Source organism: Pantoea allii, from assembly GCF_046529425.1.
In the GTDB taxonomy this organism is placed as follows: Bacteria; Pseudomonadota; Gammaproteobacteria; order Enterobacterales; family Enterobacteriaceae; genus Pantoea; species Pantoea allii.
This window is the reverse complement of record NZ_CP125958.1, coordinates 2,631,177-2,656,238: the sequence shown is the minus strand read 5'-3', so window position 1 is coordinate 2,656,238 and position 25,062 is coordinate 2,631,177. Positions and strand designations below refer to the sequence as shown.

At 54.0% G+C, this 25,062-nt stretch carries 23 protein-coding genes; 8 read left to right on the top strand and 15 right to left on the bottom strand.

The annotated features are described in order from the left end of the window. The first annotated feature begins 179 nt into the window (after window positions 1-179). Window positions 180-515, top strand: coding sequence for a Grx4 family monothiol glutaredoxin (locus QNH99_RS12525; RefSeq protein ID WP_172823923.1), 336 nt, complete (start codon window positions 180-182; stop codon window positions 513-515). A gap of 42 nt (window positions 516-557) precedes the next feature. Here the strand turns inward: QNH99_RS12525 and rnt are convergent, their stop codons facing one another. The 4 genes from rnt to QNH99_RS12505 all read right to left on the bottom strand — a co-directional run bounded on the left by rnt (window position 558) and on the right by QNH99_RS12505 (window position 3,614). Beyond that, window positions 558-1,229 (bottom strand): ribonuclease T, encoded by a 672-nt coding sequence (rnt, locus tag QNH99_RS12520; RefSeq protein WP_096012656.1) that lies wholly within the window; start codon window positions 1,227-1,229, stop codon window positions 558-560. A gap of 120 nt (window positions 1,230-1,349) precedes the next feature. Further along, entirely contained in the window at window positions 1,350-1,757 is a 408-nt protein-coding gene (gloA, locus tag QNH99_RS12515; protein WP_063879400.1) for a lactoylglutathione lyase, read from the bottom strand. Between the two features lie 111 nt (window positions 1,758-1,868). Further along, on the bottom strand, window positions 1,869-2,966 hold the full coding sequence (locus tag QNH99_RS12510) for an alkene reductase (RefSeq protein ID WP_096012655.1): 1,098 nt from the start codon (window positions 2,964-2,966) through the stop codon (window positions 1,869-1,871). 45 nt (window positions 2,967-3,011) lie between these two features. Continuing rightward, a complete protein-coding gene (locus tag QNH99_RS12505; RefSeq protein WP_109716249.1) occupies window positions 3,012-3,614 on the bottom strand; it encodes a TetR/AcrR family transcriptional regulator in 603 nt (200 codons plus the stop codon). A 175-nt stretch (window positions 3,615-3,789) separates the two neighbouring features. Between QNH99_RS12505 and QNH99_RS12500 the strand changes: the two genes are divergently transcribed. From QNH99_RS12500 to QNH99_RS12485, 4 genes are all read left to right on the top strand, one after another. Further along, the gene (locus QNH99_RS12500; RefSeq protein ID WP_096012659.1) at window positions 3,790-4,029 is read left to right on the top strand and encodes a DUF1289 domain-containing protein; all 240 of its coding nucleotides are present in this window, start codon (window positions 3,790-3,792) and stop codon (window positions 4,027-4,029) included. Between the two features lie 62 nt (window positions 4,030-4,091). Continuing rightward, on the top strand, window positions 4,092-4,988 hold the full coding sequence (locus tag QNH99_RS12495; protein ID WP_145393317.1) for an aldo/keto reductase: 897 nt from the start codon (window positions 4,092-4,094) through the stop codon (window positions 4,986-4,988). An 82-nt stretch (window positions 4,989-5,070) separates the two neighbouring features. Beyond that, window positions 5,071-5,589, top strand: coding sequence for a superoxide dismutase family protein (sodC, locus tag QNH99_RS12490; RefSeq protein ID WP_063879404.1), 519 nt, complete (start codon window positions 5,071-5,073; stop codon window positions 5,587-5,589). Between the two features lie 136 nt (window positions 5,590-5,725). Then, entirely contained in the window at window positions 5,726-6,193 is a 468-nt protein-coding gene (locus tag QNH99_RS12485; RefSeq protein WP_063879405.1) for a hypothetical protein, read from the top strand. Here QNH99_RS12485 and QNH99_RS12480 read toward each other — a convergent pair whose 3' ends face one another. Genes QNH99_RS12480 through QNH99_RS12470 form a run of 3 tightly spaced genes read right to left on the bottom strand, consistent with a single transcriptional unit; the run spans window position 6,194 to window position 9,296 of the window. After that, entirely contained in the window at window positions 6,194-8,194 is a 2,001-nt protein-coding gene (locus tag QNH99_RS12480; RefSeq protein WP_410516753.1) for an FUSC family protein, read from the bottom strand. Continuing rightward, window positions 8,191-9,048, bottom strand: coding sequence for an efflux RND transporter periplasmic adaptor subunit (locus QNH99_RS12475; protein ID WP_410517674.1), 858 nt, complete (start codon window positions 9,046-9,048; stop codon window positions 8,191-8,193). The genes QNH99_RS12480 and QNH99_RS12475 overlap by 4 nt, the downstream gene beginning before the upstream one ends. A 5-nt stretch (window positions 9,049-9,053) precedes the next feature. Then, window positions 9,054-9,296, bottom strand: a complete 243-nt coding sequence (locus tag QNH99_RS12470) for a DUF1656 domain-containing protein (protein ID WP_096012650.1) — start codon at window positions 9,294-9,296, stop codon at window positions 9,054-9,056. A 142-nt stretch (window positions 9,297-9,438) separates the two neighbouring features. On the opposite strand from QNH99_RS12470, the gene slyA reads away from it, so the two are divergent. Then, the gene (gene slyA / locus QNH99_RS12465) at window positions 9,439-9,876 is read left to right on the top strand and encodes a transcriptional regulator SlyA (protein ID WP_063879409.1); all 438 of its coding nucleotides are present in this window, start codon (window positions 9,439-9,441) and stop codon (window positions 9,874-9,876) included. Between the two features lie 45 nt (window positions 9,877-9,921). On the opposite strand, the gene QNH99_RS12460 is transcribed toward slyA, so the two are convergent. Further along, the gene (locus QNH99_RS12460) at window positions 9,922-10,389 is read right to left on the bottom strand and encodes a glycine zipper 2TM domain-containing protein (protein ID WP_063879410.1); all 468 of its coding nucleotides are present in this window, start codon (window positions 10,387-10,389) and stop codon (window positions 9,922-9,924) included. Between the two features lie 285 nt (window positions 10,390-10,674). Here QNH99_RS12460 and anmK point away from each other — a divergent pair, with 285 nt between their 5' ends. Continuing rightward, window positions 10,675-11,796, top strand: coding sequence for an anhydro-N-acetylmuramic acid kinase (gene anmK, locus QNH99_RS12455; RefSeq protein ID WP_063879411.1), 1,122 nt, complete (start codon window positions 10,675-10,677; stop codon window positions 11,794-11,796). Window positions 11,797-11,844: 48 nt separating this feature from the next. On the opposite strand, the gene QNH99_RS12450 is transcribed toward anmK, so the two are convergent. After that, complete coding sequence (locus QNH99_RS12450; RefSeq protein ID WP_063879412.1) at window positions 11,845-12,078, bottom strand: DUF4060 family protein; 234 nt, start codon at window positions 12,076-12,078, stop codon at window positions 11,845-11,847. Window positions 12,079-12,306: 228 nt separating this feature from the next. Next, window positions 12,307-13,518: a diguanylate phosphodiesterase gene (locus tag QNH99_RS12445; RefSeq protein ID WP_145393311.1), complete on the bottom strand. Its 1,212-nt coding sequence runs from the start codon at window positions 13,516-13,518 to the stop codon at window positions 12,307-12,309. Between the two features lie 720 nt (window positions 13,519-14,238). Here QNH99_RS12445 and QNH99_RS12440 point away from each other — a divergent pair. Continuing rightward, a complete protein-coding gene (locus QNH99_RS12440) occupies window positions 14,239-14,514 on the top strand; it encodes a hypothetical protein (protein ID WP_063879414.1) in 276 nt (91 codons plus the stop codon). A 197-nt stretch (window positions 14,515-14,711) separates the two neighbouring features. On the opposite strand, the gene QNH99_RS12435 is transcribed toward QNH99_RS12440, so the two are convergent. From QNH99_RS12435 to katE, 5 genes are all read right to left on the bottom strand, one after another. After that, on the bottom strand, window positions 14,712-15,476 hold the full coding sequence (locus tag QNH99_RS12435; protein WP_063879415.1) for an SDR family NAD(P)-dependent oxidoreductase: 765 nt from the start codon (window positions 15,474-15,476) through the stop codon (window positions 14,712-14,714). 136 nt (window positions 15,477-15,612) lie between these two features. Beyond that, the gene (gene glgX / locus QNH99_RS12430; RefSeq protein ID WP_145393310.1) at window positions 15,613-17,685 is read right to left on the bottom strand and encodes a glycogen debranching protein GlgX; all 2,073 of its coding nucleotides are present in this window, start codon (window positions 17,683-17,685) and stop codon (window positions 15,613-15,615) included. A 59-nt stretch (window positions 17,686-17,744) separates the two neighbouring features. Further along, window positions 17,745-20,276 carry a malto-oligosyltrehalose synthase gene (gene treY, locus QNH99_RS12425; RefSeq protein WP_410516752.1) on the bottom strand — a complete coding sequence of 844 codons (2,532 nt, stop codon included), beginning with the start codon at window positions 20,274-20,276 and terminating at the stop codon, window positions 17,745-17,747. Next, window positions 20,273-22,060 (bottom strand): malto-oligosyltrehalose trehalohydrolase, encoded by a 1,788-nt coding sequence (gene treZ, locus QNH99_RS12420; RefSeq protein WP_410516751.1) that lies wholly within the window; start codon window positions 22,058-22,060, stop codon window positions 20,273-20,275. The genes treY and treZ overlap by 4 nt, the downstream gene beginning before the upstream one ends. 470 nt (window positions 22,061-22,530) lie before the next feature. Beyond that, window positions 22,531-24,795 carry a catalase HPII gene (gene katE / locus QNH99_RS12415; protein WP_410516750.1) on the bottom strand — a complete coding sequence of 755 codons (2,265 nt, stop codon included), beginning with the start codon at window positions 24,793-24,795 and terminating at the stop codon, window positions 22,531-22,533. Between the last annotated feature and the right edge of the window lie 267 nt (window positions 24,796-25,062).

Below are 25,062 nucleotides of genomic sequence, written 5' to 3'. Positions count from 1 at the left end.
CAAAATTATTGCAAATTATTAATGAGTTCATTCCGGCTATCATTCTTGTCCCGGGAGTAAACCCCCAGCAGACTTAACAAACATGGCGATTTACCCCTGGCCGGCACAAAATCTCGTTTTCAGTCCTGGAGGGAAGTCGCTACAATAAAGAAACACGAAGTGACGAATTAAGGAAGGCAATAATGAGTACTGTAGAAAAAATTCAGCGCCAGATCGCAGAAAACCCGATCCTGCTGTACATGAAAGGTTCGCCGAAACTGCCAAGCTGCGGTTTCTCTGCTCAGGCGGTTCAGGCGCTGTCTGCCTGTGGTGAGCGCTTCGCTTACGTGGATATTCTGCAGAACCCGGATATTCGCGCAGAGCTGCCAAAATTTGCCAACTGGCCAACCTTTCCGCAGTTGTGGGTGGATGGTGAACTGGTCGGCGGCTGCGACATTATTGTTGAGATGTTCCAGCGCGGCGAACTGCAGCCGCTGGTGAAAGAAACCGCTGAGAAGTTTAAAGAAGCGGAATAACAAAAAAGGCCGACATCGTCGGCCTTTTCTTTTGACTGGATTTTACTCCGCCGTCTCTTTCCCTTCCGTTGCCTCTTCAGCGATGGCCAATGGCCAGCCACCCAAGCGCTTCCAGCGGTTTACCAGTTCGCAAAACAGCGTAGCCGTTTGCTGCGTATCATAAAGGGCAGAGTGCGCCTGACTGCTGTCAAATTCCATTCCCGCTGCTTTACAGGCTTTCGCCAGTACCGTCTGACCTAACACCAGTCCGCTTAACGCTGCAGTATCAAAGGTGGCAAAAGGGTGAAACGGGTTACGTTTCAGGCTGGCACGCTCGGCCGCGGCATTAATAAAATTAAGATCAAAAGTCGCATTGTGCGCCACCATAATCGCGCGGTTGCAATCGTTGTCTTTAATGCCTTTGCGCACCATCTTAAAAATGGCGTGCAGCGCATCGTATTCACTTACTGCACCCCGCAATGGATTGCTGGGATCAATGCCCGTAAAGGCGAGCGCTTCCGGATGCAGCAGGGAGCCAACAAAAGGTTCAACGTGAAAATGCAGTGTCTGGTCGTGATGAAGCCAACCCTCGTCATCCATTTTCAGCGTAATGGCGGCGACTTCCAGCAGCGCATCAGTTTGCGCATTAAAGCCCGCCGTTTCCACATCGATAACCACGGGATAGAAACCACGAAAGCGTTGATTAAGTGCGTTGGGGGAAGACGATTCAGACATCAGGATCTCATTGCAGAAAAAGGGCAACGCGTAGTATGCCAAAAAAGCGCACCGTCTGCAGCAGGTAGAGAGAAGGGAAACGAGAATCAGCCCGCGTGGCGCGGGCTGATATTGTACGGCTTAACTTCTGAGGCCGTGTCCAGCATGTTTATTTTCGATTAGTTCGATTTTATAACCATCGGGATCTTCAACGAAGGCAATCACTGTGGTGCCGCCTTTAACCGGGCCGGCTTCACGCGTGACGTTACCGCCGTCTTTACGGATGCGCTCGCAGGTGGCGGCAACATCGTCAACGCCCAGTGCAATATGGCCATAGGCATTGCCAAGGTCATAGCTGTCAACGCCCCAGTTATAGGTCAGCTCAATGACGGCACCTTCGCTCTCTTCGGTGTAGCCAACAAACGCCAGGGTATATTTATATTCAGCGTTTTCGCTTTGACGCAGCAGGCGCATGCCCAGCACACGAGTGTAGAAATCAATGGAGCGTTGCAAATCGCCAACGCGCAGCATGGTGTGAAGTAAACGCATAGCTTCCTCTTTTAAAAACGTCATTCCCGGATGACACAACTACTAAGTATAGCGACGATAACCGCGAAAGAATAACCGCAGCCGTGAGAACGTCTCACGGCTGCCTGCATGTTACAGGGCAGGATAATCAGTATAGCCTTCTGCGCCGCCGCCGTAGAATGACTCTGGGCGTTGTGGATTGAGCGGGGCATCTTTTTGTAACCGCTGCGCCAGATCCGGGTTCGCAATATAGTCACGACCAAAGGCAACGGCATCGATCAAGCCACGGCTGATGAGGTCATCGGCTTTTTCGACGGTATAAGCGCCAGCGCCAATGATCACGCCAGGGAAGGTGTCACGCACTTTCTGACGGAACGCATCGCTGTAAGGTGTACCTCCTGCCCAGTCAGGTTCTGACATGTGCAGATAAGCGATGTTGCGTTTCGCCAGTTCAGCGATATACCACAGCGCATCTTCTTCTTCGTTCGGGCCGTTATCCAGATTCTGGAAGCTGCCGACAGGGGAGACGCGGATACCTACGCGGTCTGCTGACCAGTTGGCAATCGCGGCATCAACCACTTCCAGCGCAAAACGTCCGCGTTTTTCAACGCTGCCGCCGTATTCATCGGTGCGCAGATTAGATGACGGAGACAGGAACTGGTGCATCAGATAGCCATGGGCTGAGTGCAGCTCCAGCATGTCAAAGTCCGCTTCGCGGGCATTAGCGGCAGCCTGACCGAAATCGGCCACGATCTGCTGAATTTCGCTGATGCTCAGTTCGCGCGGGGTTGACGTATCTTCACGATAAACGCTGCCATCTTCAGCACGCAGTGAGGTACGGGTGCCTGCCGGAATCGCCGAAGGGGCAACCGGTGCTTTGCCTTCTGGCTGCACGCTGTTATGCGAAATACGGCCGGTGTGCCACAGCTGCACGGCACTGTGTCCGCCTGCCTGATGGATACCTTCATTGATGGCTTTCCACGCGGCGATTTGCGGCTGCGTGTGCAAGCCTGGTGCGCCCGCATAGCCTTTGGCCTGGAAAGAGATCTGTGTTGCTTCGGTAATAATTAAGCCAGCACCTGCGCGTTGACGGTAGTATTCAGCCATCAGCGGAGTAGGGATATCTCCTGGCTCAATGCTGCGTAAGCGCGTCAGTGGTGCCATAAATACACGGTTAGGAACGGTAATTGCGCCCACTTTTAACGGACGAAACAACTGCGTACTCGCCATAACAACTCCTTTCAAGTAGACCGGTCGTCTACAAACTGTGGTTTTTTATACCAGCGGATTTTTCAGCCACTGTTCGAGGGTAATAAATGCAAGCCTCATGGGCTGTGCTTTACGGGAAAGCTTGCTCTGCAAACTGGCGCCGAGCCACAACACATAGAGCAGTTCGGCCAGTTGCTCGGGTGGATGAGGCAATTGCAATCTTTCATCCTGCTGTGCCAGTTTGAGCGCACGCGCATACGCGGCAATAACATGACTGGCACCTTGCTGCAGGGCAATGCGCATGGGCTCAGACAGGTCACACACTTCGGCTGACAGTTTCACACTCAGACAACCGACGATATGCCCCTGTTGTTCAAAGACTTCAAGCGCATGCCTGAAATGGCCCAGCAATCGTTCACTGACCTTACCCACGGGATGAGACAGTTGCTGCTCAACCTCATGCAGGTAGCGGATAAAGTAGCGCTCCAGCAGGGCGACGCCAAAGGCTTCTTTAGACTGAAAATAGTAATAAAACGATCCCTTCGGGATGGCCGCCTGAGTCAGCAACTGGTTCAGGCCCATGGCGGTAAACCCGCGCTGCAGGCAAAGCGATTCGCCTGTAGCCAGCAAGTGTTCCCGTGTCTCATTACGTTGTGGCATCTTATTCATGGGCTTTATCCTGGTAGACCAATCGGTCTAATGCAAATCTTAATCGCGTCGCAGGCACAGAGTGCTAAATCATCACGGACGGGAAGTGAATAAATGGCGCGTGCGGTGATTATTTCTTGCACAAATGCATCAGTCTGTCTTCAATAGAAGGATTAACGTTTGAGTGGGAGCAGTCGTGGCAGAGCAGCTAGAGTTTTTTCCGGTGCCCAGTCCATGCCGGAGTATTTGTCAGACAGATACACGCGGCTACTGTGTGGGGTGCCTGCGCAGCCGTGATGAGCGTTTTAACTGGATGCGCTACACCGACAGCCAAAAGCGCGAGGTGCTACGTCTCTGTCACCAGCGCCGCCTGCGCCTGCTGCGTCAACAGCATAAAGACGAGCCTCAGGAACCGCAGCAACCTACCTTGTTCTGACCCCTGCGCGATTTCCGTTATACTCCCTAACCAGCCGCTTTTTGTGCCACAGGGAGAACACCATGTTACAACCGCAAGCCATTGCTCCGCAGGGACCCGACTTTTCACCGCTCATTATGGGCTATTGGCGTCTGATGGAGTGGGGCATGACGCCTCAGCAGCTGGTGGGATTTATTGAACACCATCTTTCACTGGGAATTTCCACGGTCGATCATGCCGATATTTATGGTGACTACCGCTGTGAGGCGGCGTTTGGCGAAGCGTTAAAATGCGCGCCGGCTTTGCGCCATCAGCTGCAAATCGTCACCAAATGCGGCATTGCAACCCGGGCTAAACCAGAACATCAGATTGGTCATTACGTGACGGACACCGCGCACATTCTTGCCAGCGCCGAACGTTCACTTCGCTATTTCAACACCGACCATATCGATCTGTTACTGATTCATCGCCCCGATCCGCTCATGGACGCCGACGAGGTCGCTGAGGCATTTCAGCAACTGCGCCAGGCCGGTAAGGTGCTACACTTCGGTGTATCCAATTTTACGCCTGCACAGTTTGCGCTGTTACAGTCGCGGCTGCCCTTTAGCCTGGTGACTAACCAACTTGAAATTTCCCCCGTTCAGCAAAACGTCCTGCTGGATGGATCGCTGGACCACTGCCAGCAGCATCGCCTGCGCCCGATGGCCTGGTCATGTCTGGGCGGCGGCCGTCTGTTTAGCGATCCCCATTTCCAGCCTTTGCGCGACGAACTGGCGCAAATCCGCGAGGAGACAGGCGCATCCAGCCTGGAACAGGTGGTGTATGCGTGGGTTATGCGCTTACCGAGCAAACCTTTACCTATTATTGGATCGGGCAAAGCACATCGCGTCACCGAAGCGGCAGGTGCCGCCGATCTCTCGCTCAGTCGCCAGCAGTGGTTCCGCATCCGTAAAGCTGCCCTGGGCTATGACGTACCCTGAGCGTAAACATTCGTCAATTTGCGGCAATCTTTGCAGGACGGGGCCAGGCTTAAGCTGAAACCCAAAGCAGAAAGGAGCCACAATGAAAGGTAAAGCCATCGCGTTATTAACGCTGTTAACCTGCGGCGTCGCCCAGGCCGCGAGTGAAGAGGTGACGATTCATGACGTGTCGCCGCAGGGGATCGGCAAATCCGTGGGGACGGTGAAGATCGAAGAAACGAAGTATGGTTTAACGTTTACGCCCATGCTGACAGGGCTCAAACCGGGCATTCACGGCTTCCATGTTCATGCCAAAGGCAGCTGTGAACCCGGCGAGTCAGAGGGGAAAACGGTAGCCGCAGGGGCTGCGGGGGGCCATCTGGACCCGGAAAATACCGGTAAACACCTCGGGCCTTACGGTGAAGGGCATTTGGGCGATCTGCCTGCTCTCTATGTCGATGAGCAGGGCAAGGCAAGCTACCCCGTGCTGGCGCCACGCATCAAAACCCTCAGTGAGGTGAAAGGCAAAGCGCTGATGATCCATGTCGGTGGCGATAATCATGCAGATCATCCGAAACCGCTTGGCGGCGGCGGTGCCCGGTTTGCCTGCGGCGTTATCTGACGGGCCAGTCTGGCGGCGCAGGTGGCCGCCAGTAAGGCTTTTCGCTTGTTGAGCATTTGTTGTAGCATCATCGCCTTATTCCCCCCTATGATACTGATTCCCGTCATAAAGCCTGACAACCTGAGGAGCAGGACAGATGAAATGGAAGGGCGCATGGTTACTGTGCTTGCTGCTGGCAGGATGCGATAAACCGAATGATACGCAGTTGGTCACCGAAACCGGACGTGAACTTCAGCGCACCATTGATACCAATCCTGCGCGCATTCGGTGTGAACACATCGCGAGAGGGCGTGAGCGGTTGAGTCGGGATGTGATGCAAAAACTTCAAGACGCGCACTGCCAGAATGTTCTGCGTAGCGCCACTGAGACCAATTTCACGGACACCACTATCTATCATCATAATGCGGTGATGATTTGTGGGGGGATCACCGGGAAAAGCTTTACCGGCACCTTTATTTCGCGGCGCTTTATTTTCTCTCCTGACGAAAAAGCACTGGTTATTGAGCCCGTATCAGAGGCGGATAAAACCCGGTTTGAAGGACAAAAAACCGTGCAGCAGCTGCAGGATGATTTTAACCGGCAGCATCAGCAGTATTGCCAGTAATCAGTCGGGAATCGCCTGCTTCAGCTGATCCAGCGAACAGCGTAATCGCCACAGCAATCCCGCAAGCGTGCCGGCTTCGCGGGTATTTTCCCGCAGAGTTTCCTCGATCATCGTCTGTAGCGCGTCCAGCGCCGCATCCAGTTGCCGGTGCTGCACACCGCGAAGGCTCATCACGTGCTGCAGATCCTGCATCGCGCGCACGCGGCAGGCATTCAGTCTCGATGACCCGGTTTGCCAGTCGCGCAGTTGCCAGACGAGATGTGAACAGTTGAGCAGGACCACGCCCCAGCGCAGTAACCAGACGCGCGCCGTTTCATCCCGACTGCTGCTGAGTTGACCGATCTTATGATAGATCAGTGACTCGAAGCGGTTTTCGCTCAGGTGAGGTCGGGGACGAAGCTGATCCAGAAACGCCATACGTAAAGACTGAATATGGCGTCGGCTACGGCGGCTGTCTGAACTGGGCCGAAGTATCTGAAACGCCAGCCAGGCCAGCAGCACGCCACACACTTTGGCGATATTACCGTCAAAAAACGTTTGGTAATCCCAGTCGGGTGGGTTGGTGACGGCCAGAAACGATCCCAGGAAAACAATAAACTGGCCCCACATGGCGGCCCGCTGTTTCTGTTGCACCCGAAACAGTTGCAGAGTCAACAGCAGCGGAAATAAGATCGCCAGCAGTTGCCACAGCTGATCAAACTGCACCATAAGATCGAATTTAAAAACAAAGCTAAACGCAAACAGCCACAGCAGCGTTTTCAGTAATAATGTGATGCTGCCCGTGGGCGAGGGTGCCGAGGCGTAAAGCACACAGGCAATTGCCGTAAAGGTCAATGCCGACGCGCCAGAGGACCATTGCGTCGTCATCCAGAATGCGCAGCCCGCAACCACCACAGTAAAGGTGCGCAATGCACTCCAGCCCGCTTCCGCACTGTCGCTTTCACTGGCGAGCGCCGACACGGCGGGTGGCTGAAAGCGCCTCTCCCCATCGGCGTGCTCCAGCAACCGTATCCAGCGTAATACGTTGAGATACATCCAGCAGAAATAGCGCAGCCGCTGACAAAAAGCGCGCTGCCGATAGTCGCCGTCACCGGCTGGCGTAATGGTGCGGAGCAGTGCTGCCAGGCGGTACTTATTACAGTCTGGTTTCGCCAGCTCACGTGTGAGGCTCTCTAACGCCACAAACAGGGTCTCAGGCGCGTCGGGCCAGTTCAGCAGCATACGACGCAGGCTGGACAGTACGCTGGTCAACCGTAGCTGTTGATGGAGGATGTAATTCAGCACGTTATTTTGGCGGCGAAAGCGGTAATGACTCCAGAAGGCCTGAATGCGTAATAAATTCATGGTGAGGATCTGCCCAATCACCGCTTCATGTGCCGTGCGTATCCCGTCATTGCGGGTGTCCTGCAGCAGCAATGTGGCGTGCTCCAACAGGCGAGTATGCATCTGTTTTAGCGCGTTGATTAACGCATCGCCGTCAGAAGTGCTGGGCAAGAGCATCATCATAAAGCCCGCGCACAGCAGCCCGGAAATCACTTCGCACACCCGAGCCTGCGCGATGCCCCACAGGCTGGCGATATCGGTGAGATTGACGCAGCTGAAGGCAATAATCGCCGCGGTATAACCTGCCAGCGAAAAACCGTACGCCACGTTGTTCTGGTAGTGGTTTGCCACCCAGGTGCACAGCGCCAGCCAGCCGGCAATATAAAAGGCGAACAGCCAGGGCTCATTCAACGTATGGCCCGCAATCAACAGGGCAGCCGTCGCACCCAACACACTGCCCACTATGCGACCCAGACTTTTACTGATCACACCGCCGATGGTCGGAAAGCTGACAACGGCTGCCGAGGTCATGGCCCAGTAAGGCTCATCCAGATTCAGGCCATAGGCAATGCTCAGGGCAAGACACATCGCGCTGGCATTACGAAGGGCATAGCGCCATTGATTGCGATCCGCCTTCACCCAGGGCAGGTTTCCCCAGGCCAGTCCATTGAGATTCATGGCTGTATCGTAATCGTGCAGGTCGTGCCAGCGATTAAACGCGCGTGATCGGGAAGTGCGGTGAGGCGAATGCGAACAGGGACACGCTGCGCCAGGCGAACCCAGGGCACGTTAGGTTTGATATCCGGCAGTAAACCGTTATCCGCCTCCAGGCTTTGATCGTAAATAGCCCGTCCCACGCTTTCGACCTGGCCGGGCAACTGCATACCACTGCTGTACAGGACCACCTGGGCAGCGGCGCCGGGATGAATATGGCGCAACTTGGTCTCTTCAAAGTAGCCCACGACATAATAAGAATGGCTGTCGACAAGGGCAAAGAGCGGCGTGCCCGCGCTGGCGTAGTTACCGGGTCGCAGGGTCAGATTACTTATCCAACCGTCAGTGGGGGCAGTAACGATGGTTTGCTGCACATTCCACTGCGCCTGATCCCGCTGTGCCTGCGCGGCTTTCACGCTGGCCAGCGCCGCATCCGCATTCAGGCGAGCCACATCCAGATCTTCGCCAGAAATCGTATTGCGCGGCAGTTTACTTCGTCTGCTGAATTCATGTTGGGCTTTGGCGAGGTCGGCTTTTGCCTGGCTGAGTTGCGCATCGGCTTTGTTCAGTTCGATCTGCCACGGCACCGGGTCCAGTGTGAATAAGGTGTCTCCCTGATGGACAAACTGGTTATCCGCCACCTTTAGCGCAACGATGCGCCCTGATATCTGTGGTGTGATATCCACCAATTCGGCACGGACTTTTCCATCCCGTGTCCAGGGTGACTGCATGTAGTAATTCCAGGCCCACCAGGCGCTGAGTAACGCAATGGTGAAAACAATCAGCGTGGAGAAGTATTTTAATCCGGAAAATGTCATCTTTTTCATCCGTGATCCATCAGCCAGAGTGAGCCAGTTACGCACAGCACGAACAGGGAGAGATCAAACAGTGTGGGATGCCAGACTTCGCCGGAGGCGAGCCAGCCGCGCAGCAGTGGGTGAATCAGCAACCAGAGAAAAAAACCGGCCAGCACCGCTTTAAACAGGGGAGGGAAGTAAAGTGACGCCCCGAAAATCAGTTCCGTGAGCGGGTGAACAGTAAGAAATCCGTGGTTGATGATATCCATTATGGTGGTGCATCCTGGAACCGGATGGTGAAATATTTTCAGCCGAAACTGTTCACTTAGTTATTTGTAATTTAACCTTCAAGCTTGCAAAATACTATACAATGCCGCTTGATAGCTAGCATACTAATTATAAGGAGATAACATGGATACCCCTCTCGGAACGGACCTGTCCAGACTGGTACGCATCTGGCGCGCACTGATAGATCAGCGCCTGAAACCGCTCGACTTGACCCAAACACACTGGGTCACACTGCACAATATCCATCAGCTTCCCCCTGAGCAGTCACAAATTCAGTTAGCCAAAGCCATTGGCATCGAGCAACCTTCGCTGGTCAGAACCTTAGATCAACTGGAAGAAAAGGGGTTAATTACCCGCACCACCTGTGCGCACGATCGCCGTGCCAAACGCATCAAACTGACGCAGCAGGCAGAGCCGGTTATTCAGCAGGTTGAACACGTGATTGATATTACCCGGGATGACATCCTCTCCGGTATCAGCCGCGATGAAATCAATCAGATGGTGTCGCTGATTGCACGCCTTGAGAAGAATATCCTCGAGCTACAGAACAAAGAGAAATAACACCGACGCGCAGTGCGGCAGCACTGGCGTCGGTAGGTTACTGCGTTAGCGTGGAGAAACGGTAACCTGGCTGCCGTCAGTCGCCATTGCCACACGTTGTCCGACGGAGTAACGACTGGCCGCCTGTTTCTGCACCACCATGATGGTATTGCCGTCATCCTTGCGGATTTCCAGCTCGACACCATCAGATTTATTCATCGCACCTTGTACGCCCTGACCTGCAACGCCACCCAGCACCGCACCGCCGGCCGTTGCCAGACTGCGTCCTGCGCCACCGCCGATGGTGTTGCCTAAGAAGCCACCCAGTACCGCGCCGCCGATTGCGCCGATGATGTTACTGTCATCGCCGCCCTGAATTTTAACCGGGCGCACGGACACCAACGTACCGTATGAAACACTCTGAACCTGTTTGGCTTCACTGGCGCTGTAGGTATCGCCCGACAACGTATCGGTATTGCTACAACCTGCAAGCATTACACCAGTCAAAGCGACCACAATTACACGCTTAATCATTTGAAAACTCCTTTATTCAAGAATGCGCCATATCTCTCGCGAAATCCTGTAAACAGTATAAGACATAAAGCTGGATAGTTGACCTTTGTCGGAACAAAACATGGCTGACGCCAGCATAGACCGTTAAAATTTAACAATGATTCAATCGATAACAGAAAAAGTTCAAAGGCGTTAACTGACAGGCAATTAATTGATTAAAAACAAATTAATCATGGATTTAGCGGGGAGAGTTTGTCACGCTTATACCCGCATAATAACATTTTCACCACAACGAAAGGAAAGGCTATGAAATCAGGACGCTACATCGGCGTGATGTCGGGTACCAGCCTTGATGGTGTGGATGTGGTGCTGGCAGCTATCGACGAAAATATGGTGGCGCAGCAGGCAAGCTACTGCCATCCCATGCCGCCTGATTTGCGTCAGGCGATTCTGGCGATATGTCAGGGGCAAACCCTGACGTTGTCACAATTAGGGCAACTTGATACGCGACTGGGACAGTTGTTTGCTGAAGCGGTACTGACCCTGATGCAGCGAGAATCCCTTGAGGTGGGCGATATCGTGGCCATCGGCTGCCACGGTCAGACGGTATGGCATGAGCCGCAGAGCGCGGCACCGAATACGCTCCAGATCGGTGACCACAATCAGATTGTTGCCGCGACCGGTATCACGGTGGTGGGGGACTTCAGGCGGCGAGACATGGCGCTGGGTGGACAGGGTGCCCCGCTGGTGCCGGCTTTCCATCAGGCCTTGCTGATGGATGCCACTGAACGTCGCATGGTGCTGAATATAGGCGGGATCGCCAATCTCTCTTTGCTGATCCCGGGACAGCCTGTTCGGGGGTTTGATACCGGGCCGGGCAATATGCTGCTTGATGCCTGGATCTGGCGCAATCAGGGTAAAGCCTATGATAAAGATGCCCAGTGGGCACGCAGTGGCCACGTCAGTCATGCTCTGTTGGAGGCTTTACTGCGTGAGCCCTGGTTAGCCTTGCCGCCGCCAAAAAGTACCGGGCGGGAGCTGTTTAATCTGAGTTGGCTGGAACAACACCTGCGCCATTTCCCCGGCATCGCCGCACAGGACGTCCAGGCCACGCTAAACGAGTTTACTGCCATCAGCATTGCGCAACAGGTGCAGCTCAATGACGGGTGCGATCGTTTACTGGTCTGTGGGGGCGGCAGCCGCAATCCATTACTGATGTCACGTCTGGCAGCGCATCTTGCCGGTACCGAGGTGACCACGACCGATTCGGCTGGCATTAACGGTGATGATATGGAAGCCCTGGCTTTTGCCTGGCTGGCATTTCGCACCCTGTCGGGCCTGCCTGGGAATTTGCCGGCGGTCACCGGGGCGCGTGCCAAAAGCGTTATCGGTGCAATCTATCCCGCCAATCCGTTATATACGCGCTAAAAGAAAGGGGACAGAAGCTGTCCCCTTGAAAGACGTGGACGTAGCGGCTCAGGCCACCCCGGGAAGATGTGTCAGATTACGCACGCCCGTGATGACGGTTGCCACGATGGTTTCCCGACGTGTAATGACTTCGACCTGGTAGTATTTGCTGCGATAGGCAATTGAATAGATAACCGGATGGTATTTATTGCCCTCACCATAGCGAGACATATGGGCTTCAAGCGCGCGCGAGGCGGCTACGATATGGACGGGTTCTTTATCACCGCGGATGATTTGCTTCATTCAGTCCCTCAAATGCTTTACCTGTGGGGCGCGCCTGAACACTGCGCGTTGCATCGGTCTTTAACACTGAACATCTGACTGCTTAACATCATCGTTAATTTAAAAAACAGCGTGCACGTTAAATATTGCAGAGCAATGACACAATCTGAAACGTGCTACTCATATTTAGCAGCACGTTTTATTTCCGGCAAGGGAAACGCAAAATTTATTACGTTTTCGTGCTAAGCCTTATTTAAGCTCGGGCCAGGCGACGGCAGAGACACCGTTTAACTTAGGCCAGGAAAAAAGAAACCCCTGGAACTGTGAAATGCCGGCGGCTTCCAGCCACATCCACTCTTCAGGTTGTTCAATCCCTTCTGCAATGACGCTAATTTCCAGAGACGAACAACAGGCTAAAATAGCGTGCACAATCGCCTGCTTCGGCCCGCTCTTGTGCACGTTACTGATAATGCTGCGGTCGATTTTTATTTTATCGGGTTGAATCTGCGTCAGTAATGACAACCCGGCATAGCCCGCGCCAAAATCATCCAGCGCAACGCTAATACCGGCGGCTTTAAGCTGTTTTAGCGCGGCGGCAAATTCATCAAGGCGTGAGATGATTTCATTTTCGGTGAACTCAACCACAATTTGTTCGGGCACCAGATCCTGGGCATGAATTTCCGCCAGTAAAAAAGCGACTGCATCGGGCACCACGACCAACGACATTGGCAGCAGGTTAACTGACAGCATGATACCGTCGACGCCCAGTGCTTTTGCCTGGGCAAAGGCGGTGCGCTTAGAGTGCAAATCGTTGCGGTAGATATCCTCGGGTGCAAGGCGCGAAAAATAATGCTGTTGTGTTTCCCCCTGACGGCCGCGCAGCAGGGCTTCGAGGGAAACGATTTTACGGGCAAAGGGATCAATGATCGCCTGAAAGGCAAAATTTACGCCCTCCTGATCGATCATTGCCGCATCACCTTCGCGTGTTTCCGCATCATCCTGAATAAAATCCCAGCTGTCCGCAGAGGGAATTTCAAAATAATTTTCTTTCTCTCGCGCTTCAACAAACGTGCGTAAGAACTTAAGCGCCCGATCTTCGTACGTCAGTTGATATTTAGTCGTGCCTTTTTCCAGCACGGCATTGAGCACTGTGGTTTTATCGTATTCCCGCAGGTCAAACAGCTCCATGCCCACGTTACCAAAACGACGAGAAGGGGCGTAATCACGCATTAATTCCACAATATTATGATGGCTGGAATCGCGGCAAATACGCTCATAAACCGCCAGGACATCCGCTTCAGGTCCTTCAAGCACCTGAAAAAAATGGGTACCGTTAAATAGTAAAATACCGGTCACGCTGGATGACTCATTTATTTTGTTAGCTTTAGTGACTAATCCTTCCAGCATCTTAAGCGGAACGTGGTCAGCGATGTGACTGCGATAGATAATTGTAGACAGCATAAAGTCTTCCAGATTCTTGTTTTTTTACCGCACACATTGCCAGAGCGTTTATCAGGCAAAGCCTGATCCTGCTGTCATATCATCGCAAAATGTGTCTGTGCCATGCTCTTCACCAGCACTGCACCAGGGGGCGCTTACCTGTGATGTTCCGTTGTCACAGAAGAGTTAACGCGATCGATCCGTGGGGTGGATAACAGACCGGGTCGGCGGTAAACAGATTTTTTATTATTCTGTTCTTTACCAGCGTGTTACGCATAGTTTCTATTATATCAGTAGTTCAGCCGTTAGGTATTGAATAGTAGTATCTTTTTTGCATTTTATCGCCCACTAATAAATCCGGCTGGCGCAGTCTGCGATCAGGTTATCTGGCGTAATCAAATTATCCCTTTGGCCTTACGTCCATAACCGGGCAGAAAATAGCAGCGTGTTGATTTGATATGTTTTTTTAAGCGGTATGTACAGTGACGGGTTTAAACGCAATGATTAAAGGATCAGACCTGATTTGGCGAACAATGCCATTTACTGAAACCGGATGCTCATAAGAAGTTAACCTATGCGAAACCGCCCACTGCGAATAAATCTCAAAATCACGGTTTTATAATTATCTCTGTAGTTTTAGGGATAATTCTCAGCTAAGGTCAACAACGCTACATTATTAAATTAAATCGTAATTAACTCTTTTTCTACCTCATTGGCACAGCGACCACCAGGTGCAATCTTATGCTTAAATCAAGCTACTATTATGTCTGTCCTTACACCCGAGGCGGATGGATAATTCATAAAGAAGGTTGTATTCATCTGGATAACGGCCGTGGACGTGAATTTATTGGTTCGCTGTATACCCGTCAGCAAGCCTTAACGGTGGCCAAAATTCATCACCCCGACGTCATCCTGTGTACCGCCTGCCTGAGCCCGTACGTGTGCCCCAGTGCTGGCAGAAGCCTGGCAGCACGCAGTCGGGCCATGCCCATGCGTCATACGCCAAAGTCGTCCTGAACGGAGTATGCTGCGCCAGCGCTGAGCGTGCGTTTCATCTTGTCGGCATAAGGTGTCGGAAGGGCGTGAAAAATCGGGTCATGAAGGCGGGGCGTTCACTGCCGCGTTAAGAGCGAATAACCGCTAAACATGCATCGTATTAATAGTGCAGGGCACGCAGTATAATAAAGCAGCTGCGAACAGCTGCTTTATTCATATTAAGCCTGTTTAGGCTGTCCGTTAGAAGCGGTCAGGCCACCATCAACCGGGAGATTAGCGCCTGTAATATAACGCGCGTCCTCACTGGCAATAAAGGCTATTGCATCAGCAATATCTTCAGGCTCACCCGCACGCCTTAACGGAATGCGATCGTAGAAGCGCTCAAGCAGCGCCTGATCGTTTTTCACGCCTTCGGTCAGATCGGTGAAAGTGAAGCCGGGACAAATTGCATTTACCCGCACGCCGTCAGCGCCGTAATCCATTGCCAGTGACCGGGTAAAGTTGGTCACTGCGCCTTTGGCGGCGTTGTACACGCTCATTCCCCAGTCGCCACCCAAACCGGATACCGATGAGATATTCACCACGTTGCCTTTGGATTTGAGCAGGGCGGGCATGAAGAAGTGAACGCAGTGGAATACGCCGTCGAGATCGACACTCATCAGCTTCTTCCAGTCGGCAGGTTCGATCTCATGGATGCGCCCCTGCACGATAATCCCGGCATTATTGACCAGCACGTCAACCCGGCCATATTTCTCTTCGACGCGGGCTGCCAGGGCTTTTACCTGATCGGCCTCGGCGACATCGCAGGCGGTAGCCAGATGACTGTCGCCAGGCAACTGCGCTAACACTTTTTGCAGCTTATCCTGATGACGTCCAACCAGTACGACAGAGGCGCCTTCCTGTGCAAAACGCCTGGCACTCGCTTCACCAATTCCTGAACCGGCTCCTGTCACTACAACGATTTTACCTGTAAATCTGGACATTTTGCCTCCTTAATGGCGTCGCTTGCTGTTATAACCCTGTTCAGCCTGGCAGCCCTGTGGCCCAGGTCAAGCGCAACGGGACCGGATGCGTATTGTTTAACCGCTAAGCGCCCGAATCGCGTTGCGCAGGACGCCGTTACGGCCTTCTGAACAGGGCCATGCTCCGGCCTTCCAGCTCAAAGTCCTTCTCTTTGGTGATCACCATTCCGTGTTTGCTCACATCGCTGGTGGTCAGCTCCAGTACCCATCCGCCTTCCCCAAACTGAGGAATACGGAATGGGACGTTGCCTTCAAACGGGTTGATCAGCATGAGCACGTCATACCAGACACCGTCCTGATGTTGCAGGTCCGGGCGGCCGATATAGACACCGAGCGTTGAGCCTTCGTCCCACTGTTCCGCCTGCTGTAATCCACCACCGGCATTGAACCACTTAATTTCCATTCCATCGCGCCAGCTTTCACGTCGTAACAGCGGCTGGGTTTTACGCAGCGAGATGACATGGCGCGTGAACTCACGCAAGGCTTCAGCGGAGGCGGGCAGGTTGTCCCAGTGAACCCATGAAATTTCACTGTCCTGACAGTAACCGTTGTTGTTTCCCATCTGGCTGCGACCAAACTCATCGCCCGCCAGCAGCATCGGTGTACCGTGCGAGAAAAATAACGTGGCAAGAAAGTTACGCTTCTGACGCTCACGAACCGCATTGATGCCCTCGTCGTCCGTGGGGCCTTCGGCACCATAGTTATACGAGCGGTTATCATTGTGGCCGTCGTTGTTGTCCTCACCGTTATCGGCATTGTGCTTCTCGTTGTAGGACACCAGGTCGTTCAGCGTGAAGCCATCATGCGCGGTGATAAAGTTGACGCTGGCCCAGGGACGGCGTCCGCGCTGGTCATAGAGATCGCCGGAGCCAAGCAGGCGGGCAGCAAAGTCGGTTGAGACATTGTTCCCTTTCCAGTAATCGCGCACGGTATCGCGATACTGATCGTTCCATTCTGCCCAGCCCGGTGGGAAGCCGCCGACCTGATAACCGCCAGGGCCGATGTCCCAGGGCTCACCAATAAGTTTTAACCGGGAGAGCAACGGGTCCTGGGTGATGGCGTCGAAGAAGCCGCCACGTGGGTCGAAGCCTTCCGGTTCGCGGCCCAGAATGGTGCCAAGGTCGAAACGAAAACCGTCGATATGCATGGAGTCGGCCCAGTAACGCAGGGAATCTGTGACCATCTGCAACACGCGCGGATGAGAGGTATTCACGGTGTTTCCTGTGCCGGTGTCGTTGATGTAGTAACGATGCTGGTCCGGCAAGGTGCGGTAGTAAGAGAAGTTGTCGATGCCTTTAAAGGACAGGGTTGGGCCAAGCTCGTTGCCCTCGGCGGTGTGGTTGTAAACCACGTCAAGGATCACTTCGATGCCCGCATCATGAAAGGCGCGCACCATATCCCGGAAACCCTGAATGCCGCGCGGACCGAAATAGCGCGTCGCCGGGGCAAAAAAGTTCAGCGAATTATAGCCCCAGAAGTTTTTCAGCCCTTTATCCAGCAAGTGTTGGTCGTCTGGAAACCAGTGCACTGGCAACAGTTCAACCGAGGTAATGCCCAGGCTTTTGATATAGCCCACCGTCGATGAATGGCTCATCCCATCGTAAGTGCCGCGCATCTCCGGCGGCAGCGCCATGTTCATTTGGGTGAAGCCCTTCACATGGGTTTCATAAACGATCGTTTCGGACCAGGGAACCTGAGGGCGGTTTTGGTCCTGCCAGTCAAATTCATTCGGGTCAATCACGCGGCATTTCGGCGTGAAGGGCGCGCTGTCGCGATCGTCAAACGTCAGGTCTTTGTCTTCGTGGTACAGATCATAAGCGAAGTGCGCCTCGTTCCACGCAATATCCCCGGCCAGCTCGCGCGCATAGGGATCGACCAGTAATTTATTCGGGTTAAAACGATGACCGTTTTCCGGATCGTAAGGGCCATAAACGCGGTAGCCATACAGGGTGCCTGGCGGTAAACCAGGCACGTAACCATGCCAAACCTCATGGGTAAACTCAGGCAAATCCAGTCTGGCTATCTCATTTTTTCCGCTTGGGTCGTAAAGACACAGTTCTACGCGTTCTGCGTGGGCAGAAAACAGCGCGAAATTTACCCCTTTACCATCGAAGTTTGCCCCAAGCTGTAGACTCGATCCCGACGTGATTTCAAAACGATGATTTGACATCTATCCCTCTCAATTAACGAACCCAGTTACGGCGTTTCAGTCCATGTACTGACCTGCTTTCAGCAAGCGAATAATGCCAGTGCCCAGTAATTATTTAACGTTTCAAGCGTAATGCGATCGGTCAGGGTGATTTCCTGGCCACTTAACACATCACGGTAACGGCGATGTGCCAGTTCGTCAGGCAACACAATCTCTGTGGCGGCCCAGCGCGCCGACGGGGGCGTTTCCAGGTTTTGCTGTGGGTTAAACATCAGCCGGGAGGTGATCACGATAACAGCGTCATTGCCGCGCGTACGGGCAAAGGCCAGTAGCCTGTCCGAATGCGCGCCCTGTGCCGTCAGCGGCAGGTAAGCGCCTCGGGCGAACAGTTCAGGCCGATCCCGACGGGCATTCAGTAGCGCAACCGTCGCTTGCTGGTTAACCTGTCCCTGAAGCCAGCCATCAAGCGTAGCGGGCAGGGCGGTCGTCGCAGCCGCTAACATCTGTTGGAGGGCGGCATAATCAGGCTCACGACGGTTGTCAGGATCGACCAGGCTGAAGTCCAGTGCTTCGCTTCCCTGATAAATATCCGGCACGCCAGGCGCGGTCAGCTTGATGACTCTCTGGCTCAGGCTGTTTATCAGCCCGGTCTGGATAAAGGGCTGCAACGCCTCGACGAAATCCTGCAGGAAAGCCTGATTAGTCGGTGAAAGCAGATGACGCGCGTAGTCCAGCACCGCCTGCTCATAGGCCGTATTGTTCTCTGTCCAGTCAGTACGCAGTTTGGCTTCACGCAGCGCTTTTTCCACATAGCCCGCAAAGCGTTCGGCTAAGGCTTCAAGTCCCGCGCTATCCTGAGGGTCCAGGGTCGGTGGCCAGACGCCAGCCAGCGCCTGATACAGCATCCACTCCACGGACGCCTCCGGTGCAGGGCCATCCTCAAGGGGACGTACCGCCTGACGATTAAGCCCGCGCCAGCGTTCCACGCACGTCGCCCAGCGCTGAGGGGCTTCTGTCAGGGTATAAAGGCGGGCACGTGCGTCCTCGCCTCGCTTGGTGTCATGCGTCGAGCTGGCGGTAAGGGCATCCGGCTGGCGCGCAAGACGCGTTTGCATCTCATGGTGAAACTGTTGCGGGTCAAACTGCTGCTGCAAGGGTTCTGCGCCGACTTCATTAAGCGCCAGCGCCCGGTTCTGTCGGTAGAACAGCGTGTCCTCGATGGATTTCGCCATCAGTGGGCCGGTGAGCTGCTGGAAACGGGTACGGAAGCTGTCCGCCAGCCCGGTGACCTTAGCGTCAACGTTGCCCTGCATAATCTGTAGCAGGAAATCGAGCGTGCGGCTGTCCGGCGCCTGTGCTGACACCTTCACGTTGCTGGCGATATCCTGTAGCCGTTGCAGGTCATCTGCGGGCAGGCCGTGCGCATTCCCGTAGGTGCGGTAAACCGGAAAGGCCACCAGCAGCTCACGCAGTGCGGCGCGCAGCTGATCCGGGTTAACCGTCATCTGTTCACCTGCGGCAATAGCGGTAGCCAGATCCATCAGGCGCGAAAATTCACCCGCAAAGTTGCGGTCTGCCATCAGGCATTTCGCGTTGCGGAGTTCGTCTGCCATCTGGACAGCGTTGCCACTGACGCTCTCATAGGCCTGGCGGAGCGTGTCGAGATGATGATTATCAACCAGGACATGGGACAGCGCGGCGATAAACTCGTAGCCGGTGGTGCCCGAAATCGGCCAGTCGGCGGGGATCTGTTCTCCCTCACCCAGGATTTTCTCGACGGTGATATAACATGCCGCACCGGCCTCGTGGCGCAGCTGTTCAAGGTATCCTTTTGGATCGGCCAGCCCGTCAACGTGATCGACACGCAGGCCGTCAACCGCGCCGCTGTGCACCAGTTCCAGAATAAGCCGGTGTGCATCCCTGAACACTGCCGGATCTTCCACCCGCACACCGACCAGGCCAGTAACCTCAAAGAAACGGCGGTAGGAGAGATCCTGGGCGGCATCGCGCCACGACATCAGTCGCCAGGGTTGCTGTTGGTGCAGGGCCGCCAGCTCGGCTTTGCTGCGAAGCTGGAGAACCGCCTCTTCACGTCCCTGCCAGCTTTCCGGGGTCAGGGGATAGTAGCTCTCAAAATAGGCCAGTGCCGGTTTGCCGGTTTGCGGATCGCGTTTGACGGCGAGGTCTCCGTTTTCCAGCACGGTGTCGAGATCATCGCCCAGAAACGGCAGCGTCAAACGGCGTGACCAGTCGATATCAAAATAGTGGGCATAGCGACTGTTTTGGCCGTGCTCCAGCACGTCGTACCACCAGCCGTTTTCCAGCGATGCCGCCATGTGGTTGGGAACGATATCAATGATGAATCCCATACCGGCCTGTTTCAACGCCTGCGCCAGACGATCAAACCCCGCGCGGCCACCAATGGCCGGATCGATTTGATTCACGTCGGTCACGTCATACCCGTGGGTGGATTCACGGGTCGCGGTAAAGACTGGCGAAGCATAGAGATGACTGATGCCGATGTGTTTCAGATAAGGAATCAGCGCTGCTGCGCGGTCAAAGGTCATGCCATTTCGGAACTGAATACGGTAGGTCGCGGTTGGAATACTCATTTATGCTCTCCGGCAGCCAGACGAACAATCATTGCGTTTGGCGGCAGATTGTCTGCCGGTTGCGGCCAGGCAAAAAGGGTTTCACCCGGCATCTCTGGCAGGGGACGATCCTGTTCACCGATATTCAATGCCAAAGAGAGGGTTCCGGCTGGGAACGTCCAGCTTACGGCAACGAATCCCTCTGCGGTTTCCAGCACCTTCCCGCTATGCCCGCCCGCCGTTGCCAGCAGCGGCACAATGTACTGCTGCCGGATGGCCAGAAGCGAACGGGTCAGCTTCAGCCAACGTTTTCCTTCTTCACTTTCCAGCTTGCGCCAGTCCAGTTTTGATCGGGTAAAGGTCGCTTCGTCATTGGGATCGGGAACGCTTTCACCTTCATGGCCCGCGTGTCCTTCAAACTCTCTCGCCCGGCCTTCTCGCACCGCTTTGGCCAGATCGCCATGGAAATCGGTAAAGAACAGGAAAGGATGGGTTTCGCCGTACTCTTCCCCCATAAACAGCAAAGGGATATGAGGCGACAGCAGGAGCGTGGCCAGCAGCACCTGGGTACGTTCGGCCCCGGCCAGCGAAATCAGCCGTTCTCCCTGCGCGCGATTGCCGACCTGATCGTGATTCTGGATAAAGTCCACAAAGGCCACCGGGGGTTGACCGGTGCTGTCAACGCCGCGCTTTTCACCGGACTGCACGGAGACCTCGCCCTGATAGACAAAGCCCTCAGCCAGCGCGCGCGCCACGCGTTTCTCTGGCTGTTCGGCAAAATCCTGGTAATAAGCATGCGTTTCGCCCGTGGCAAACACATGAACGGCATTGTGAAAATCATCATTCCATTCCCCGGTAAACAGCGGGGCGGAGCCATCTTCTGCTCTGGGATGCAGAAAGATAACGTTGCGACAGTCTTCGGTGGTGAGGTGAATCTGGCGATCGGGAATATCGGCACGAATGCGTTCGGCAATGTCAGTCAAAACATGCTTGTCTGAAATGTCTTCAATCTGGTCGATGGCGTCAAAGCGCAAGCCGTCAAGATGGTACTCCTGCAGCCAGTAGAGCGGGGCTTCAGCGATATAACGCCGCACCGCATCCACATCATAAGCAATACCTGCGCCCCACGGCGTCATCCGGTCTTTATGAAAGAAGTCAGGCGACAGCAACGGCAGATAGTTACCATCCGGGCCAAAGTGGTTAAGCACAATATCCAGTACCACCGCAATGCCATAACCGTGGGCTGCATCAATAAACGCCTTAAAATCGTCAGGCGTACCGTACGCGGCGTGAGGTGCGTAAAGCAGCACGCCATCGTAACCCCAACCACGTTGACCGCCGAACTGAGAGACGGGCAGCACTTCAATCATGGTGATGCCGGTTTCAGCCAGGTAAGGCAGTTTCTTTATCGCGGCCTGGAAGGTTCCTTCTTCGGTGAAGGTGCCCATATGCATTTCATAGACCACGCTTTCCTGCCACGGACGACCTTGCCAGTTGGTGTTCTGCCAATGATAGTGACCAGGATCGATGACCAGAGAAGGGCCGTTGACGTCGTCTTGCTGCGCGCGTGAAGCCGGATCGGGAATCACCGTGCCATCCTTCAGCACGAAATTATAGGCTGCTCCCGCCTGTACACCGCTGACCTGCTGCTCAAACCAGCCGTCTTCGGCTGGCGTCATCGCGATATCATTACCGGAAAGTCTTAATGTGACCTGCTGTTGACCCGTTGCCCACACGCGGAAACGCACGGTACCATCAGCCAGAAATTCACTTCCCCAACTCTTAAAAAAAGATGTAGATCCCATTCCGTTGCCTCGTTAACCAGAAAGTACGCAATAAACATCCTCGCGCTATCGTTAAGCCGATGAGGCGAGTTCAAAGGTATGTCAGCGAGATTCAGCGCCCAGGAGGTCGGTACGCCTTAACAGCCTTAACCAGCGCCATTATTCAGAAAATGTTATGTGTAATACCGCTTCAGGCACCCGGCAGCGCCTGCTTCACACGACTCTCAACAAGTAATCATAGACTACGCTGCGGCATTTACGGTCGCGGTGCACAATGAACAGCGCACCTTTTTCCCCCTTCTACATGACAGGGTTGTCCGATCACCCCGACATCCTTCTGCTGCTGTCTGCGGTAAATCAGATAAAGACCAGGGCTTTTGCAGTAAAAAACCGCTGAAAGCAGCGGTTTTGCAGGGAAAACAGAAAGGGCAGGTGTGACACTCGCGCGCCCCGTGCTCCAGCCACCCCAATCGGAATGGCTGGAACCAGGATCAGGCCGGAATGGTCTGTGCTTTTTGGCTGCGCGACCAGACGCGATGTTCTGCCATGGCGGCGGTAAAATCATTCATCAGCGCAATTTCAGCATTATCGGCTTCCACAATGCCTTCTTCTTGCTGGTTTTCATCCAGATCAAACTGCGCTTTAAAGCGACGTGCGTCGCCACTCAGGCCGATGACTTTCAGATGCTTGTAGGCTTCCAGCAGGAAGTAGCGCGCGTCACCGCTTTTCAGCAGCGCGTCAATGTTACCATCAGGTACCATTATGGCATCGAAGGTCAGTGAAGGGAGACCGTTGAACGTCGCATCGATGGGTAACAGAGAACCGTCGTCGGCGCTGACCTGGCCCATATGTGCCGCCAGCAGTTTGGTATGCACGCCTGCGGCTTTCAGGTGCTGCAGGATGTGCAACACGTCCTCAGCCTTCACGCCTTCGCTTAACAGCAGCGCCACCTGACGACCTTTGATGTCACCATCCGGAATCGCATACAGGCTCAGGCTGTCATCTTTCTGCAGACCATTCACGTCTTTTGGCGCAGCGGTATTCAGCTGTTCGTCGCTAAGGCCAATACCCAGATTGGCTGCCACACCTTGCGCCAGTTTGACATCAATGCGCAGCAGATGGTCAAGCACGCGCTCGCGAATATAAGGACGGGCAACTTTACTCAGCTCGAAAGAGTACGCGCCAATGATGTGCTGCTGTTCAATCTCGGTCTGACTGTTCCAGAACAGGCGAGGTTGAGAATAATATTCGCCAAAGGATGGACTGCGTTCACGGACTTTATGCCCCTCAACACGTTCCTGATAGCTCTCGAAACCACCACCTTTTGCCGCAGGCGGTGTTTCGCGAGGCCAGTTATCGTTAATCGAGTTGGGCTCATAGTTGGCCGGATTGGTGTCAATATCCATCCGGTGCATGCCCTGGCGCTGAAAGTTGTGATATGGGCAAACCGGGCGGTTAATCGGGATCTCATGGAAGTTAGGACCACCGAGGCGACTGATTTGCGTATCGGTGTAGGAGAACAGTCGGCCCTGAAGCAGAGGATCGTTGGAAAAGTCGAGCCCCGGTACGATATGGCCCGGGTGGAACGCAACCTGCTCTGTTTCTGCAAAGAAGTTATCCGGATTGCGATTCAGCACCATTTTACCGACCCGCACGACAGGGACCAGCGCTTCAGGAATCAGCTTGGTGGCATCCAGAATATCGAAGTCGAACTTGAACTCATCCTCTTCCGGGATCAGCTGCAGGCCAAGCTCGAATTCCGGAAAGTCACCCGCTTCAATCGCTTCCCACAGATCGCGACGGTGGAAGTCCGGATCACGCCCGGTCAGCTTCTGCGATTCGTCCCACAGCAGCGAGGCTTTACCTGCCAGCGGTTTCCAGTGGAAGCGAACAAACGTGGCTTTGCCTTCATCGTTAATCAGGCGGAAGGTGTGAATACCAAAGCCTTCCATTGTGCGATAGCTGCGCGGAATACCGCGGTCAGACATTGCCCAGATCACGTTGTGCAGGGTTTCAGGTTGTAGCGACACATAATCCCAAAAGGTGTCATGAGCACTTTGGCCCTGTGGAATTTCATTGTGTGGCTCGGGTTTCACCGCATGCACAAAGTCGGGAAATTTGTGGGCGTCCTGAATAAAAAACACCGGCGTGTTATTACCCACTAAGTCGAAAACGCCTTCATCGGTGTAGAACTTGGTGGCAAAGCCACGGATATCACGCACCGTATCCGCTGAACCCGCGCCGCCCTGAACCGTGGAGAAGCGCACAAACACCGGCGTAATCTGCTCTGGCTCGCTCAGGAAATGGGCTTTGGTCACGTCCTTCATTGAGCAGTAAGGTTGAAAATAGCCGTGTGCCGCCGAGCCCCGCGCATGAACGATGCGTTCCGGAATTCGCTCATGGTCAAAATGGGTGATTTTCTCCCGCATGATGAAATCTTCAAGCAGCGTCGGCCCACGCCCACCAGCGCGTAACGAGTTCTGGTCGTCTGCAATACGGGTGCCCTGATTGGTGGTAAGCGGGCTGCCCGTTCCATCTTTACGGTTCGCTGCTAACTGATCGAGTTTGCTGCTGTGGGTATCGGGCGCTTTAAGGCTGCCTGGTGCCGTGGGTTTCTTACCCGGCGGTGTCGGTTCGGCTGGTGGCTGATGTGAACCATCTTTAGGAGCCAGTGAGCCCAGTCCCGGCTGTGATGATTCCGGGCCGGTCGTGGGGGCCCGATGACTCAGGGGATTATTCTTTTTTTCATTCGACATAACACATTGCTCCAGCTTTTTTTACTACTTGAGGTGCCAGTAAATATAGAACAACTTAATTAATAAGCTTATAAATATTGCGCTTAATCGTTGCGGTTAAATAAAGAGCAGGCGATATTTCTCCTGTTTTTAGTGATTTTCAATCAGCGAAAAAATAATTTAATAGCGAAACTAAATGCTTATTTTAAGCGCGACGGCAATGTGGTATCTCTATCTTATTCAATGGGTTATTTTTTATTTCCCTTTGCTGTCGCCTGGGTGATTACA

Bases quoted from the DNA above. Each gene is read 5' to 3' on its own strand.
- treZ (WP_410516751.1), bottom strand. From the start codon at position 22,060: ATGGGATCTACATCTTTTTTTAAGAGTTGGGGAAGTGAATTTCTGGCT.
- QNH99_RS12480 (WP_410516753.1), bottom strand. From the start codon at position 8,194: ATGAATCTCAATGGACTGGCCTGGGGAAACCTGCCCTGGGTGAAGGCG.
- treY (WP_410516752.1), bottom strand. From the start codon at position 20,276: ATGAGTATTCCAACCGCGACCTACCGTATTCAGTTCCGAAATGGCATG.
- QNH99_RS12445 (WP_145393311.1), bottom strand. From the start codon at position 13,518: ATGCTGTCTACAATTATCTATCGCAGTCACATCGCTGACCACGTTCCG.
- katE (WP_410516750.1), bottom strand. From the start codon at position 24,795: ATGTCGAATGAAAAAAAGAATAATCCCCTGAGTCATCGGGCCCCCACG.
- gloA (WP_063879400.1), bottom strand. From the start codon at position 1,757: ATGCGTTTACTTCACACCATGCTGCGCGTTGGCGATTTGCAACGCTCC.
- QNH99_RS12470 (WP_096012650.1), bottom strand. From the start codon at position 9,296: ATGGATATCATCAACCACGGATTTCTTACTGTTCACCCGCTCACGGAA.
- QNH99_RS12440 (WP_063879414.1), top strand. From the start codon at position 14,239: ATGCTTAAATCAAGCTACTATTATGTCTGTCCTTACACCCGAGGCGGA.
- QNH99_RS12485 (WP_063879405.1), top strand. From the start codon at position 5,726: ATGAAATGGAAGGGCGCATGGTTACTGTGCTTGCTGCTGGCAGGATGC.
- anmK (WP_063879411.1), top strand. From the start codon at position 10,675: ATGAAATCAGGACGCTACATCGGCGTGATGTCGGGTACCAGCCTTGAT.
- QNH99_RS12450 (WP_063879412.1), bottom strand. From the start codon at position 12,078: ATGAAGCAAATCATCCGCGGTGATAAAGAACCCGTCCATATCGTAGCC.
- glgX (WP_145393310.1), bottom strand. From the start codon at position 17,685: ATGTCAAATCATCGTTTTGAAATCACGTCGGGATCGAGTCTACAGCTT.
- QNH99_RS12505 (WP_109716249.1), bottom strand. From the start codon at position 3,614: ATGAATAAGATGCCACAACGTAATGAGACACGGGAACACTTGCTGGCT.
- QNH99_RS12510 (WP_096012655.1), bottom strand. From the start codon at position 2,966: ATGGCGAGTACGCAGTTGTTTCGTCCGTTAAAAGTGGGCGCAATTACC.
- slyA (WP_063879409.1), top strand. From the start codon at position 9,439: ATGGATACCCCTCTCGGAACGGACCTGTCCAGACTGGTACGCATCTGG.
- QNH99_RS12460 (WP_063879410.1), bottom strand. From the start codon at position 10,389: ATGATTAAGCGTGTAATTGTGGTCGCTTTGACTGGTGTAATGCTTGCA.
- sodC (WP_063879404.1), top strand. From the start codon at position 5,071: ATGAAAGGTAAAGCCATCGCGTTATTAACGCTGTTAACCTGCGGCGTC.
- QNH99_RS12435 (WP_063879415.1), bottom strand. From the start codon at position 15,476: ATGTCCAGATTTACAGGTAAAATCGTTGTAGTGACAGGAGCCGGTTCA.
- rnt (WP_096012656.1), bottom strand. From the start codon at position 1,229: ATGTCTGAATCGTCTTCCCCCAACGCACTTAATCAACGCTTTCGTGGT.
- QNH99_RS12475 (WP_410517674.1), bottom strand. From the start codon at position 9,048: ATGACATTTTCCGGATTAAAATACTTCTCCACGCTGATTGTTTTCACC.
- QNH99_RS12495 (WP_145393317.1), top strand. From the start codon at position 4,092: ATGTTACAACCGCAAGCCATTGCTCCGCAGGGACCCGACTTTTCACCG.